The organism is Candidatus Velamenicoccus archaeovorus, assembly GCF_004102945.1.
GTDB classification, from domain to species: domain Bacteria; phylum Omnitrophota; class Gorgyraeia; order Velamenicoccales; family Velamenicoccaceae; genus Velamenicoccus; species Velamenicoccus archaeovorus.
The window spans coordinates 590,282-604,659 of record NZ_CP019384.1 but is presented as its reverse complement, the minus strand read 5'-3'; the positions used below and the strand labels follow the sequence as shown (position 1 = coordinate 604,659).

Here is a 14,378-nt window from a genome sequence, read left to right as displayed (position 1 = left end):
TGCGCGATAAAAGCCGTGCCGGAATTGTCCGCGTAAGCCTGTTAAAATAATTTAGATACCCTCCCAATTCTTCACCAATTAAAATGTGCATTAATTTGTCCTCTAAACTCCCAATTTAGAACTAACTTTTCCGGTTCCTTTGTCCGCATGAACAGTCAAGGCTGAAGCTGCCTCACCTATGCCGGTCAACACACCTTTGGTCATAAACCAGGCGATGCCTGGAGACATAACCAAAAGGACTCCTGTCACCGTATTAAAATAAGGCCTCTCGAAAAACCAAGAGCTGGTGGTGCCAGAGGCTAACTTGGCCTGTAGCGCGGCCATGTAAAGAGAGGCGTAATGGATAAGCGCCCAGATAATCACCCAGGACTTAACCCAGAAAAGATAGATGAAATACTCTTTAAGGATCTCTGGGGTCCTAAACAACAGACACAAAAGAAGCGTAAAAGGAAAAAGGCTGTAGATGATCATGACAGCATACCCTTCCAAATAAGGCAGGGCCTTGATCATAAACTCAGCCAAAGAACTTGAGAAAAACTGGCCTACCGTAGAACCTAGAAAGGCAAAGGCACCCGTCGCCTTTCTAGCAAGCAAGCTCAAGGAAATCCCTTGAGGATTTATGCCATAGCCAGCCTCGCCAGAGGCTATTTGAGCAGCTGATTTTCCAATCTCGCTGGAAAGCAACGAAATCTTTAAAGCCTTATAATCTACAAACAGATTGACAAATGTGCCTGCCAATCCCCATGTGTCGATCTGTTTTTTGATGTAGTCGTTCAGCCGAGAGTCCAGATTCTCCCATCTCTTTCGTTGAGCAGAGTCGTAATTCGCCACTACATCCTCATCCCCCGGCCACCATTTCTTGGTTATTTGCGTCTGCGCGTTGCTGTTGTTCAGCATCCTTCCCAATGCCTGCGGGTAGTCGTTCTTAAGAAAATCCTCCATGTCCTTTCGAAGGACCGGATCCTTCGTGATGCCACGAGCGCTAAAATGCCCCAAATACAAAGAGACCTTATTTACGATAAAAGGATTATTGAGATAGTTAAAATCCTGCTGCTGGGTAACCTGGGTGATGGCGCTGACCGTGCCATAAACAACGGAATCATAGACCTGGCTTATAAAAACGAGCCCTAAAGATCCAGCTTGTGTCTTTCCGGTATCGATAAAGGTGTTTTGCAGGATCTGCTGGGTGGTGCTTTCATTCCAGCCAGCCTGTTCCATGGTGGATGTAGCATTCGCAATATTCGCCATGGGCTTGATAAAAATAAACAGCAAGGCGAAGTACATGAAAACATAACCCCACAGGCATGAATAATCGGCTTCTTTGACTGCGGTCCACAGAGAAAACAATAACCCTATCAAAAAAACAGCGGCTCCTGTCTTTGTATTAATGAACAGATAGTCCATGATCGACTTGGCATTGACCAAGCCGACTACCTCGAATGCCGCTTCTGTAGGAGATATTCCCATGGGGATCATTCTCGGTACCTTTCCCTTAAATAAAAAGTCCCCAACCCATTAGGCTTGAGGACATAAAGATTCCTGCTTTCCTGATCTATGTTCTAACCAAAGATCATGCTGACATATAGAAAAACCAGATAACTTTAACCGTTTGCAGAACTTATCAGAGAATAACCTTATCTTCAACTTTGCACCTCCCGAAAATAAAAAATGACAGCCTGATTTCAGCCATCATTTTTTTTCGGGAAGTGTGGTACTAGGACCTTCGGTCTGTTTTTTCTTAGTGCTACGGGACGCCTCATCCTGAAAAAGCTCTTTGAGGAAGCGCAATGTCGTCCTGTAGACTTCCAACCATTCGTCATCCGAAGGTACGTATGTAGAGACGTCTATTATTCATTGACAATAAATAAGTTACTTTGCATTAAGGACATTCTTGATATAATCTTCGGGTAGCCCGCAATCTTTAGCTCCCTGAATAACATCACATTGATAATCCTCATGAGGAACACCCACTTCCTTGCCTGTTCTAAAATACACAATGACGCTATGACTCTTGCCTTCATCGTCCTTAACCATTATCGTTTTTTTGTCATACACCCTGCTGAAATAACCCTCATAACAATCTAAAGCTGAAAGATTATCTTCGTTAATCTCAAAAAGACAGCCCCACACTTTCTCGTTTTCTGATTTAATGATATTAGCTACAGCACCCTTTCTGCTCTGGGAATAGCCGTCATAGACAAATTCATAACCTTCAACATATGCCCGCTTGATGAATTTGCTGCTTGGACATCGTTCTTTCATTTGCTTTTTATTCATATTTGAGCCATAAGCAAAATATAGCATTTCTACCTTCCTGATTTCTCAAAGTACTCCAGGTTATCTATTCACTTGCTCATCAACTCTGCACGCTTCTTTCTTGCGCCTAACCTTTCGAGTTTTTTGCTATAAAAGGAGAAGCCATGTCTCACCTTAATATTTTGCCTCCTTACTCGCCTCCTGAACAACTTTATCTGCCTATCAGTCCATCTGGGATGGATGTAATACTCATCACTCATTTGCCTCTTTCGAGGATTATAATGTTCTGATATCTGATTTAAAGGCCTGTATCTGCAATCAGCGATTTGGACCCCCCACCTCTGGCATTGATTAAGCTTTTTGACCATCTCATGGTAATCCTGTTCAAAATTATAAATCATAAAAATGTAAATTTCTTTTCTTGGGTAGCCGGCAGCTACAAGCATATCTATCTGTTTCTTTATCATCTTTTTTTGGCTATACCCATGGTCCCAAGCTATGCGAGGGTTCAGAAAACGCGCTTGTTTGAGTAATTTAGCTACCTCGGAAGTAAGCAACCGCCCGTCGATCCCACACTGGCTTTCAGAGTAAACAACCCTTCCATTGTGTTTTGCATTTTTTAGCTCTTCAAGTATTTCTTTTATATGCGGATTAGCCAATAGGTTATTATCATAAAAGATTATCCTATTACTACAAATTTCATCTTTTATGCTTTTTTTGGAAATAAATTCCGGCTCAATCTTCCATGTTCCGCAAAACTTGCATTTTCTGAGACATCCTCTGCTCGTATGTGCAATCTGATAGTCAACATCAACTAAATCGTAAGCAGGCTTGAATTTCTCAACCCTTTCATCAACACCAACAAAAACCTCATCGCATCCTGACTGCTTGCAATGCTCAGGCATTAACGAAGCATAAATCCCCCCAACGACTATCTTTGCTTTAGGATAAGCCTCCTTGTAAAACTTAACGCTATCCCATACATAATTAGACCAATAAGTAAAAAGCGATGTTATCTTGATTTGACTGGGGTAAAAATCATCAAAATACTGGTTGCCTCTGATTAATTTTATCTCATCTCCTTTATTCCTATGAAAGCTTGCAAGCTTCAACAATCCCACAGGCAAGAAGTCCCTATGATTTTTACTTTTAGCTGGAATGGGAAAATTCGGTTCGACTAATAAAATTTTACTCATTTTTTATTTAATAAAATATCTGGTAATTTTAGTTTAATTCCATTAAATTTTATGGTATTCATTACATCTTTATATTCAGGTAATTTTCTCGCCAACTGCTCTGGATTTGCCCATTTGACCTTTACTTCAATATAATCTGTGCCAAATTCGAAACCTTCAAAGATGGCAAACTCAGGTGTTTCTTCATTAGAATTATTTCTTTTCCAATCATGAAGACTATCTAGAAAAATCAGAAGCACAGCAAAAGGGAACCTATTGATATTTATCGGGAAAATCTTTTGTTTTCTGAACTCTTTCCAAATTCTATTATCATGTAATGCTATGGAAGCCACTGCAGGGATAACATGAGTAACAATTAATGGCCTTGTTGGGCGATTATTTACAGCCTTTGATTCACGCAAAACTCTCGTAAGAAACTGAAAACAAGACGTTACCCCATGAGATTTATGTTTTATCAGATGTTCCCTTAAAATGTCTTTAATTGTTGAATCAGCATCTTCTAATATTTCAGGAGTCCAATTATTAAGGATACGTTTACAACAACAGTGTCTAAGAAAAGATTGGAGTTGTATTGCAGCCTGAAGATAATCACTTTTATCAGCAATTCTGTCCAATCCCGCCACTTCTATGTCTTCGCTATACCCATAAAGATCACCGATTAAACTACTTGCTTTTTGCGAAGGATAACCAATATCATGAAATATAGAGGTTATTAGCCACACATATTCGATTGAGAAATTTTTTTCTCTAGGAAATATATTCTTATAATATTTTTCAAATTCAACATAATATTCATCGATTATTACACACCCTAATAACATAACCTGAAAAGAATGCAAGTAGTGCTCTCTGGTTCCCTTAAGCAAAGGCTCGTAATATTTCAATCTTAAATACTGCTCAGAAGAATAATGAAATTTCTTATTATCGAATATTTTCTTTATTGTAGAGTCAACCAAATTATACTCTTCTTCCGAGATGTCCTTGCGCTTTGGAAGAGCAGAATATTTCGAAACAAACTCTTTTAAAATATTTCTATAAGAAATATGAGTAAGGCGACTGATATAGGTTAATAGTTTATTCGGGATGTGCCCATATTCTTGAGATATTTTTTTATCGACTAACTGCTTATATTTATTTCTATTTAATGTTTTTGCTTTAGGATCAAGAAGGACAGAAAAAGATAAGTTGTCCAATCGCATTATCCCGAATCCACGACTAAAACAGTGCGAAAAAATTTGGTCGTAACCATAATCATTCGGGACATAATAGTAAAATTGGAAATTCTTTATCTTTTTTGTCGCTTTAAGTATCTCGCCAGCGCCTTTAATGGGGAAATCGTTGCTAAGATTTATGTCTATTGCTATCAGGGCCGAATCGTTTCGATAAAAAAGGTCTGGATACCACTTAATATCTTTCAGCAAACGTTTTCTTTCATCTGCCGAAACTATCTTCCAATGGTATTTCTGTATTAATACCTTATCTATCTTTTCCAGAAAGGCTTCTCTTTTTGACATAGTGTTTGAGTTATCCGTTTTTAATTATCTGGTCTATTGCATCTCTTAATTTTTTTAAAAACAAAACTATACCATCTTTTTTTTTCTTATTAGATTCCTTAGACATATCGAATTCGGAAAGCTGTGAACACAATTTATTAATGTTCTTGATTAACCCGCGGCTTGTTACTTTTCCTGTTAAGGTTTGAATCTGCACTTTTTTTGCTAAATCATTCTTCAAATCCTCTACCGTATATTCAATGTCTTCTATCAGTTTTTTTGCTGAGGATGCGAATATCTCAATTTTATTTAATTTCTTGCAAGTCATAATCGCATCCGGCACCCAAAAAAAGGCACGTGTTGTCCCGAGAAGACCTTTTTCTGCTTTTTCTATTAATTTCTTTCTTATTTCATCTTTTGAATAGTCTCTAAAAAAGTTGCGAGATACATTTTTGTCTAACTGTTCCACAAAATTCTGCTCTATTTGAACCAAATAGCTATCATCGATTTTATTTTCAAGAACTTTTTCTTGAGTATCTTTGTCGAATCTCAATAAGCGAAGGCGATCCTCGACTGTTTTTTTATCCATTTTAGTTATCTCTGATATTTTATTGGTGACTTCCATATCAGCGATTGACTTATTGTCCTTTTTTATCAAATCAACATAAAACTTCAAAGCTTGAGCCTGGGCCATTGGTTCCCATTGCTCCCTTAACATATGGATTTGAAACATCCGCTTCAACCCCTCATTTTTATCTCTTTTAATGTCGAGAATATGGATTGGCACCGAACCTGTTTTCACTTTTTGAGCGGCCCTAAGTCTTCTTTCGCCATCCAGTAAAATGTAGGGTCTACCCTTCTTGTCATTCTCATAAACAATCAAGGGAACCATTACTCCATACTGCCGGATAGATTCCTCCAAAGCAATGGAATCCTTGTCCTCGTAATCTTGTCCTCGAGGATTATTAGGATTAAAATCTATGTCCTCAGGAGAAACAAGTTTAATGTTTTCTTTTTTTGACATTTTATACCTCCGTTAAGTAACCATATATTTAAAATCTTTTCTACTTATTCGTCCTCGCCCTCACAAACTCATCTAAATCCGCAGGCAAGACCCTCCATTACTTAATCTTCGTGGCGCGAATCTGCCCTTCCCGGATAAGCTGCCTCACCCTATACTCAGTCAACCCAAGATGCTCAGCAACTTGTCTTACTGTGAGATATCCCCTGAGAGTCATATTAAAAAACTATTGACTAAAAATGTTAAAAAGAAAAACTCTTACATGTACTAAACGGCCATCGTCTTCCTTAGACATGAATACAAAATCCCACTCACCATCAGAAATGGTTCCGATAGATTTCTTGATCCTTGTATGGGTTTTCAAAACCTCTGGCACTTGTGCAAGCACCTCAGAAAATCCCTTCACATGTTTATTGAAAACAATAAGTGCGGCTTTACAATCACGCCAAGTAAGATATCCCAAAAGTTGGTCAACTGCCTCAAGCAATTCTTTGGGTCCTCCCCATATTTTGCATTCAGCAACAAAAGCAGCTCGGCTCTCAGCTTCAATCTTTATATCTGTCTTCCCACTTCTCCTGAAAGTTTCTCCTGACGCCGTTCCTTTAAAGTGCCCGTTTAAATGAGCCAGTAGAATATTCCTTAGCTCCTCTTCGTCATGAACAGAATATGTCTTAGGCGTAGTCTCAAAAGTACGCCCCTCATGCCTTATTATAGAAAGAATATGTTCATATATCTCCAGAGTTATTCCGGGTTCGGGCTTGTAACCGGATTTCGGAGGAGAAGATAAAGGTTGCACAATCTGCCTAATTTCTAATGGCGTTATAGAGGGGGCTTTGCCATCCGTCTTAAGAGGAATTTCTAGCAAATCGGTCAGCTTATCTTGCTTTTTAATTCGGTCTCTCCGCGCCTCAACTTGCTTTTTCACAAGACCCGGCATGATATCATTGTGCTCTTTTATCTGCCTATCTTGGGCACTTAAATAAAATCGCAGGCTCTCTAATTCGCTTTTCAATGCCGCCTTGATTCTCTCAGGATCTTCGTCATTTGGCTGTTCAATAACTATATCTAATTGCCCAATGCCTTTACTATTGAGGGGCATAACCCGCCCATGAGGAACAACCGACTGCCAATGGTTTGGACGAAAATGCCATAAATCGGTGGTTCCAGAATAAGGGATAGAAATTGTTACTCTCACGCCAGGCACATATATTGGCCCTGGATCTCCAAAAATATTTCTATTAGGATAGCGACTCACATCCACCTGGATTTCTTGATGCTCCATAGTTTTTGATTCTTCATACAATTTTAATGGCGAAACTATCAACTTATCGGAAACATAAGCAACTAAGTCTTCTATGCTATTAGAAAGTAACTGGTCTTTAGGGATTTCACCAACTAACCGGGAGATACCACCTTTTATACTTTCTAGCACTTCAGACAATTCCCCATCAGCAAACAAATAATCATCCCGCCTGCTCATATTATTCCTTAGAATTCAAAACCAATTGAATAAATAAATCCCTCTTCGGCATACAACATTACTTCACATTATAACACACAAAAAAACAAAACATTCAAAAACAACTTTTTATCCTAACTATCAACGGGATAACCGGTTGCAAGTTTTATTATGCCTAAAATCATCTCTTGATATTTGTGCCGACGCCCATCCGAAACTGCGGATGAATACTCTTTTTCCAGCGCGCGTTTCGGCGATCGCCTTCCGCATATACCTACTCATTTCTTCCCATTTGTCGCGACAATGATACGGTTAATCATCTTCTCAAGCAGCGCGTTGAACTCATCCGGCGCTTCCAGCATTATGAAATGCCCGTGACCTTTCATCAATTCCATCTCGTATGACGGCACCAGTTTTTTATTGCCTTCGACATTGGTCGGCCAGAGATCGGCATTAACACTTTTTAGCGGCACGGCAAGGCCTTTTATCAGTTCCGGATCAGACACCTTAAAATATTCCTTCATCGAGCTCAACGCCACTTCCTGCGGCGCAGACGACATATCACGGGCAATAGTATCAACCAATTCCTTGTCGGTGTTGACCGGGAACATAGTGCGGACAAACTTCTGTACTTCCGGCACAAAATCCGCGGCAATAGGCTCATATATCTTGTTTTTTACTTCATCCGGATAAACCATCCCCATATCTTCAAGAGTATCAACAGCGACCAGGCCGATTACTCTTTCAGGTGCGATTTTAGCCGCATACAGGACGACCTCCCCGCCCATGGAATGTCCCACCAGGATCGCTTTTTTCACATTCAGCTTCCGCAATACCGATGCAACATCTTGACCAAACGCTTCCGTGGTATAAACTTTCCTGCCGAAACCGGAATTACCGTGTCCCGCCAGATCTATAGTAATTACTCGGTATTTCTTCGAAAAATATGGGATTTGATTATGCCAGTACCGGCTGTCACAACACCACCCATGCACAAAAACCACGGTTGGTTCGGTCGTCCGACCGTAGACCGCGTAGGCAATAGGCACATTGTCCGATGAAAGAGCATTGGCAAACGGCAGCGTACGCGCAGGAGGATTACAACCGCATGCGCAAAAAATAATGACAAAAACCGGAATGATATAACGTGCTAACCTAACCATATGCACTAACTCCTTTACTAAGAATTTAGATGGCTCTATTTATCTCCACAACCCTTTGAACCGCAATCAGCCAGCATCTTTAAAATTCCCAAAATCATCCTCATAGTTTTCTCGCCAAAACCGCTCGAAATCTAAACATGGCGACTTTGTCTCGCGCCGTTTATACCAACGACCAGACCGGAATACAGTTAAACACTTTCTTTAGCGTAACTTCTTGTTTCATAGAATTTGGTTTATGGAACCCAACGGCTTTACAGCCCTCGGCTTCGCCGAGAGGCGAGCCGTGGTGCCTGTCCGCCTTCCAGCGATCGAACGACATCTCATCCGGCCTTCGGCGGGACCTCGCCCGCCACAGGGTGGCGGGCCGTAGCGCAGGATTTACGCATTTCCGCCGTTGCCGAGACCTCGCCGGCTAAAAGCCAGCGGCTTCTATTTTCTCGGTGCATAGCAAAATCCTGCGCCAAACCTTCATCTCCGGACAGCCTGCCCGCCGGAAAGGCAGGGAGTCCCGGGCTTTCTGGTGCAGGGTAATTATATCACGAAATATTACGGGATTGCGTTTAGGGCGTCTTGCGCTACTTTAGCTGTTGCATCATCGTTTTTCTTCAAACTAATATTTAATGCTTTCTGAAAATTATCCTTTGCATTCAGGAAATCTCCAGCTTTATAGTAAGCGCTGCCTAAAGCAAGAAATGTTTGTTGGTCCTCAGGAAATAATTCCAGCGATTCCTTGAGATAACTTATTGCTTTTTCGTACTCTTTTTGAAACATATATTGCGCTGCGATACTATTCCGAAAAACCGAAGCATATCTCGGTATCACTTTAATAGCCGACTCATATGTTTCTATTGCTTTTTCGTACTCTCCCAGAGAAGAATAACAACCCCCGATTCCTAAATAGGCAACCAGACATTTCGAGTCACAATTCAAAGCTTTTTTAAAGCTATCGATTGCCTCGAGAAAACGGCCCTGTTGCATTAATCGAGAACCTTCCAATCCAAATTCCTTCGCTTGGCCCGAACAAGCATACTCTTCTTGAGAATATGCTAGGTTAAAAGAAACTAAAGAAAAAAGTAACAAACAAACCCAAAAACCTTTAACGTTCATGTCGCCCTTCCTTTTTTCTCGAAACAACGCTTCACAATGAATTTCCCCTGGCTAAAGCCAGGGGTTTCTTTCCTGGAGACCTGTGCCTCGTAAGATATCGGAAAAATCTCTTCGATATTTTTCCGATACTCTGCGGGGTTACCCAGAAAGGGTAGGTCTCCGCATACCGTTATAGAGGAGGACCTAACCCGAAAAGGGTAGACCTTCTCCCTTCCACATACGCGTGCGCTCATCGGCTCCTAAAAATAAACCGCCTCCCTATCCAAGCAACAAACAGAACCGATAGTTTACGCATCATGCCTTTGCAATTAATCTACAGACATAACCGGTGATAATGCCTGTGTATGTTCCAAGCAAATTTCCCAAGACCGCCATTAAGATTCCTACGCAAGCCAATGCCGGCTGATATACCGCTGCCACAACCGGCGCAGAGGCCGGGCCGCCGATATTCGCCTGACTGGCAACAGCTGCCAAAAACATCGGTGCGCGTATTATCTTGGCGGAGGCGGCGATCATCAAGCCGTGCAAAATGATCACGCAAAACCCCGCCCCAATAAGCACCAAAGCAGCGTTGAGATCGCGAATGTAAGCCTTGGCGCCGATAGTCGCAAGCACAAAATATAAAAGCCAGTAGCCGAACAGGGTCGAGTTTGACTGTTCAAGTTTCCTTGCCGGCGTCAGCGACAACAAAACACCCAGGGTTGAGGCAAGGATGATTGTCCAGGTGTATGTCGAGATTGTATTCTCAACGGCCGGCAAGTAATAAGCGCAAACCCTGGAGATAACCACGCCGGCCACGGCGGTAAAAATAATCCAAGAAGTCCCTTTTGGTGAAAAACTTTTTTTAAGCTCCTGGCGGCCGCTCAGATGCCGCTTGAGCTCTTCCATGACTTTGCTATCGGCTTTGACCTTTTGATCGAAAATGTTCTGCATCCCGACGACCGCGATCAAAAATGCCATCCAGACATAAGGCACGACCGTATCTACGACAAGCATGGGGGCGAAGACCTGTTCAGGGACGCCTAATGCCTCCTTGACGGCCACCATATTGGCGCTGCCTCCCACCCATGAGGCGGAAAGCGCGCCAAAACCGCTCCACATGCGGTTACCGACTATGCCTTTAAAAAGATAAAAAACCACGGGGACGGCAACCATGACGGAGAGGCTGCCGCTCAACATCATCATCAAGGCCTTTTTACCGAGCCTCGAGATCGCCTTAAGGTCCGTACTCAGCAGAAGAAGAACAAGGCTGGCCGGAAGCAGGTTGGATGCGATGATATTATAAAATGGATTTTCCGCGGCTATGAGGCCCAGCGAAGAAAGAAGCATAGGGATGGCATAGATCCAGAAAACCGGCGGGATGAAATGGAAATATTTTTTAAATCTTTGCCTGCCGGAAAAATACAGGACACAAAACTCAATGAGAACCAAGATGGCGATGACGGCGTAAGGATCTGTGACCATTTCTTTAAGGTATTATGTCTATTCCACTTTTTGTCTTGCTGAGATCATACTCCCCGCTCTTTGAAAGGAATTTATGTCTGTGCCTGTCCTTCAAAAAGAACGGCGTATCCAAATCGACATAATCAATGAATCCCAATCCGGATGCGATATGCGCCGAACAGGTCATGGCAAGGCTGCTTTCCATCATCCCGCCGACCATAAGGCCCATGCGATTGGCCCTGGCCAAAAACGCAATCTCTTTTGCCTGGACAAGCCCGCATTTCATCAACTTGATATTAATCACATCGCAAGCCTTTTCCTTGACCGCCCAAATGGCATCCGCCATATCCCTTACGCTTTCGTCCGCACAAACCTTTGTTTTGGCAAGGCGCGTCACCTTTTTCAGCCCTTCCCTGTCATTTTTGGGAACCGGTTGTTCGATGAGATCGGGAATAATATTATATGTTTCCAGGTCTTTGAGGAACTTTAAGGTTTGTTCCGCACTATAACCCTGATTAGCGTCTAAATACAATTTTGAATTCTTGGCGATCTTGGCTACCGCAATTACCCGTTCCAGGTCCTGGTCTCTATCACGGCCGATCTTAATCTTAAACGCCCTGAAACCGCGGACGTAGAATTCGCGCGCCTTCTTTCGGGCGTTTTCTACGCTATCGATGACGATCGTAATATCGGTATGCAGCTTTACCGGCCTCTCGCCGTAGAATCGCCACAACGGTATCTTTAAAGAACGCGCCAGCGCATCAAAAACCGCCATTTCGACAGCGGCAAGCGCGGCCTTGTTGTCCGGCACCTGCCGGTGGAGCGCAGACGAGATGCTTAAATAGTCGGCTACATTACGCCCGCACAAACTCTGCCCGCACTTTTTAAGGTTATTTTGCGTTTGCGAGAGCGTTTCGCCGGTGATGTGCGTGGCCACCGCCGCTTCGCCAAAACCCACGACACCATTGTTCAGTTCAATCTTAAAAAGAAGATTATCCAAGGTGTCGTGCTGACCAAACGCGGTACGAAAAGGCTGGCTTAAAGGCGCCCTCAGCGGTAACACCTCATGCTGTTTGATTTGCATTCCCTTTTGCATAGTCATAGCTGCCGTTTATCCTTCGTTCGAACATTGTCTAAAAATTATCTTCTTTCATTTTTCAGCGATGACGAGCATTTCAAAGTCTTCGGTGGTCAGCTTGTCGTTTCTTGAATACCCATCCAATCTGGCCCAGAAAATCTAAATGGTTCGGGAGCCCGGCGCTGGATCGCTTCTGAATTTCCTGTCATGATTTATCTCTATCCAATATATTCAGAATATCTTTCTCTTTTGCTTCTTCCAACCCCTTTATTACTTTCTTCTGCCATTTTGGAATCATGGAATTAAAAATCTGTAGAAGAATATCCACATCCCCCTTCTTAATCAATGCTTTCAAAATTTCGACAGCGGTATTTCTATCCTTTATCGCTTTTCCCTCCCTGAACCTGCATTGAAAGATGATCAATTTGTGAAGTGCAAAATTGACAGGATGGGGCAAAGTAACGGAGAAATTTTCTACTTCAACTTTAATGGTATTGCCGGAGAGAAAGCTTAAAAATCTTAAGGCAACGGCATTAACACCCAGCTTCGGAAGCGGAACCGGCTTGTCTACACCTTTTCCTTTTTCGGGAACCAAAAACTCTAAAATAAGTTCCGGGTGATCTAATTTGATGTATCCTTTGGTACCCTTATAAATGGTAACGAAGCCTAAATCCTTTAAAATCTCAGGGATGCTTACGTTATGTCTTATCTTAGAAGGAGCATCAATCAAAAAATCGATGTCTCTGGTTTTTATGGCAGCTTGATCAATGTACGGCACGCCCGCGAAATAATCCTGGTAAAAATAAACGCACCAGCTGCCTATCAGAATTAAATCATCCAAGATGCCTGCCGCATGGAACCTTCTTAAGATTTCCAGGCATAAATCAGATTGCTTCTTTTCCACGCAAAGAACTCCTTAAGAATTTTATTTGTTTTTTGACTTGAGACAATAATTTTCGGTATTTTGCTCTTAATTCTTTGGTCTCTTGATATTTCTTTTTTTCCTCTTGAGATATTTTTCCTTTGTAGACATACCTTACCTTTTTACCTATCCTGTTTACCAGATAATAATATTCATGGCCACGTATCCTTCTTGGCGCAAGACACCCTTTAGGCAATCTGCTCAAAGCCTCCTCATATTCTTTTTTCATCCGAAGAGAATTTTCAAGCTCTTCCGCCAGTACCCCTTTTATTACGCCTCGCATACCCCCTCCTGTTACCTAACAGACTACACTATAATATAACTTGTTGGGTAACAAATGTCAATAAAATAATTACCCAACAAGTAATAATATTGTGCATCTTGTTGGGTAATTAGATCCCAAACCTTATAACTCCTATATTCCCAAGCGCCCGTCTTTTCCAAGACCTCCAGTGCCATTCCGCGTCACTTGCATCAGCAGTCAACCATGGGTGCGGAGAAAAACTTTTTTTGCAATTCAGCTCCTTTTATATCTTCATTATTTCTCGAACAGGGTTTCCAGCTTATCTACCAACTCAAGCATCGTATCCGCAAGGATCGTTATGCGGGAATGGGACCTCTGGACCTTTAGTTCATTGATAGTCCGATCCATCTCCGCAATGACCTCAAGGCCTTTTTTCTCTTCAACGCGAGGTTTTAGCCTGCCCCATACGCTGCTCAACTGTTCGATCCGCTTATTAAGCAGACCATGACTCTCACCGACCTTCGACAACAACGCGATCTCTCTTCCCAGATAATCCATCCAGCCGATCTCGCCGGGAATTATCTGTTCATAAAGATTTTGAAGGTCCAACAGCAACGCTGTTATTTGATTCGCGGTCAGCGCTGCCTGATCAGCGCTCTTTCTGTCCGATGTCAACACGTTCAACCTGAATAACAAATAACCAAACTCATACAGCGATGACGTCGGCAACGTGCTACTTATAAGCATATCTTCAATATCCTGACTTTTAAGGGTTATATCGTCCACGACCTTTTTTGCACCTTCCCAATCACCTGCTCGATAACGGTCTATTGCGTCTTCCGTGTTCTCCGCGGCGGAAATAATTATTCCCGGCACCGGCCCCTTAATATCCTGCGCCGCGCAATATCCAGTTGTGCAAATAAAAATTATCAGACAAACCAGAAGAAGATGAAACGGATAAAGAGCTACCGGCCTTCTCATTGCGCCTCCTCTAAT

General features: G+C 42.2%; 14 protein-coding genes and 1 pseudogene. All 15 read right to left on the bottom strand.

Going from position 1 to position 14,378, the window contains the following annotated elements; genetic code table 11:
• Nucleotides 1–102: 102 nt before the first annotated feature.
• The 15 genes and pseudogenes from BU251_RS02410 to BU251_RS02340 all read right to left on the bottom strand — a co-directional run bounded on the left by BU251_RS02410 (nucleotide 103) and on the right by BU251_RS02340 (nucleotide 14,363).
• Nucleotides 103–1,467 carry a conjugal transfer protein TraG N-terminal domain-containing protein gene (locus BU251_RS02410; RefSeq protein ID WP_164908824.1) on the bottom strand — a complete coding sequence of 455 codons (1,365 nt, stop codon included), beginning with the start codon at nucleotides 1,465–1,467 and terminating at the stop codon, nucleotides 103–105.
• Nucleotides 1,468–1,869: 402 nt separating this feature from the next.
• Nucleotides 1,870–2,304, bottom strand: a complete 435-nt coding sequence (locus tag BU251_RS02405; protein ID WP_128699307.1) for a gamma-glutamylcyclotransferase family protein — start codon at nucleotides 2,302–2,304, stop codon at nucleotides 1,870–1,872.
• Nucleotides 2,305–2,345: 41 nt separating this feature from the next.
• Nucleotides 2,346–3,452: a radical SAM protein gene (locus BU251_RS02400; protein ID WP_128699306.1), complete on the bottom strand. Its 1,107-nt coding sequence runs from the start codon at nucleotides 3,450–3,452 to the stop codon at nucleotides 2,346–2,348.
• Nucleotides 3,449–4,966, bottom strand: coding sequence for a hypothetical protein (locus BU251_RS02395; RefSeq protein WP_128699305.1), 1,518 nt, complete (start codon nucleotides 4,964–4,966; stop codon nucleotides 3,449–3,451). The genes BU251_RS02400 and BU251_RS02395 overlap by 4 nt, the downstream gene beginning before the upstream one ends.
• Before the next feature lie 10 nt (nucleotides 4,967–4,976).
• Nucleotides 4,977–5,969, bottom strand: coding sequence for a ParB/RepB/Spo0J family partition protein (locus tag BU251_RS02390; protein ID WP_128699304.1), 993 nt, complete (start codon nucleotides 5,967–5,969; stop codon nucleotides 4,977–4,979).
• Between the two features lie 97 nt (nucleotides 5,970–6,066).
• The gene (locus tag BU251_RS09620) at nucleotides 6,067–6,183 is read right to left on the bottom strand and encodes a helix-turn-helix domain-containing protein (protein ID WP_128699303.1); all 117 of its coding nucleotides are present in this window, start codon (nucleotides 6,181–6,183) and stop codon (nucleotides 6,067–6,069) included.
• Between the two features lie 9 nt (nucleotides 6,184–6,192).
• Nucleotides 6,193–7,446 (bottom strand): hypothetical protein, encoded by a 1,254-nt coding sequence (locus BU251_RS02380; RefSeq protein WP_128699302.1) that lies wholly within the window; start codon nucleotides 7,444–7,446, stop codon nucleotides 6,193–6,195.
• A gap of 257 nt (nucleotides 7,447–7,703) precedes the next feature.
• Nucleotides 7,704–8,588 (bottom strand): alpha/beta fold hydrolase, encoded by an 885-nt coding sequence (locus BU251_RS02375; protein ID WP_128699301.1) that lies wholly within the window; start codon nucleotides 8,586–8,588, stop codon nucleotides 7,704–7,706.
• A gap of 546 nt (nucleotides 8,589–9,134) precedes the next feature.
• The gene (locus BU251_RS02370) at nucleotides 9,135–9,695 is read right to left on the bottom strand and encodes a tetratricopeptide repeat protein (RefSeq protein ID WP_128699300.1); all 561 of its coding nucleotides are present in this window, start codon (nucleotides 9,693–9,695) and stop codon (nucleotides 9,135–9,137) included.
• 294 nt (nucleotides 9,696–9,989) lie between these two features.
• Nucleotides 9,990–11,159, bottom strand: coding sequence for a DUF819 family protein (locus BU251_RS02365; RefSeq protein ID WP_128699299.1), 1,170 nt, complete (start codon nucleotides 11,157–11,159; stop codon nucleotides 9,990–9,992).
• Nucleotides 11,160–11,163: 4 nt separating this feature from the next.
• Nucleotides 11,164–12,240, bottom strand: a complete 1,077-nt coding sequence (locus BU251_RS02360) for a dipeptide epimerase (protein WP_228767837.1) — start codon at nucleotides 12,238–12,240, stop codon at nucleotides 11,164–11,166.
• Between the two features lie 48 nt (nucleotides 12,241–12,288).
• Nucleotides 12,289–12,375, bottom strand: a pseudogene (locus tag BU251_RS09505) (class I SAM-dependent methyltransferase); the annotation flags it as partial.
• A gap of 46 nt (nucleotides 12,376–12,421) precedes the next feature.
• A complete protein-coding gene (locus BU251_RS02350; RefSeq protein ID WP_128699298.1) occupies nucleotides 12,422–13,120 on the bottom strand; it encodes a GSU2403 family nucleotidyltransferase fold protein in 699 nt (232 codons plus the stop codon).
• Nucleotides 13,101–13,421, bottom strand: coding sequence for a hypothetical protein (locus tag BU251_RS02345; protein ID WP_128699297.1), 321 nt, complete (start codon nucleotides 13,419–13,421; stop codon nucleotides 13,101–13,103). The genes BU251_RS02350 and BU251_RS02345 overlap by 20 nt, the downstream gene beginning before the upstream one ends.
• A gap of 255 nt (nucleotides 13,422–13,676) precedes the next feature.
• Complete coding sequence (locus BU251_RS02340; RefSeq protein WP_128699296.1) at nucleotides 13,677–14,363, bottom strand: hypothetical protein; 687 nt, start codon at nucleotides 14,361–14,363, stop codon at nucleotides 13,677–13,679.
• Between the last annotated feature and the right edge of the window lie 15 nt (nucleotides 14,364–14,378).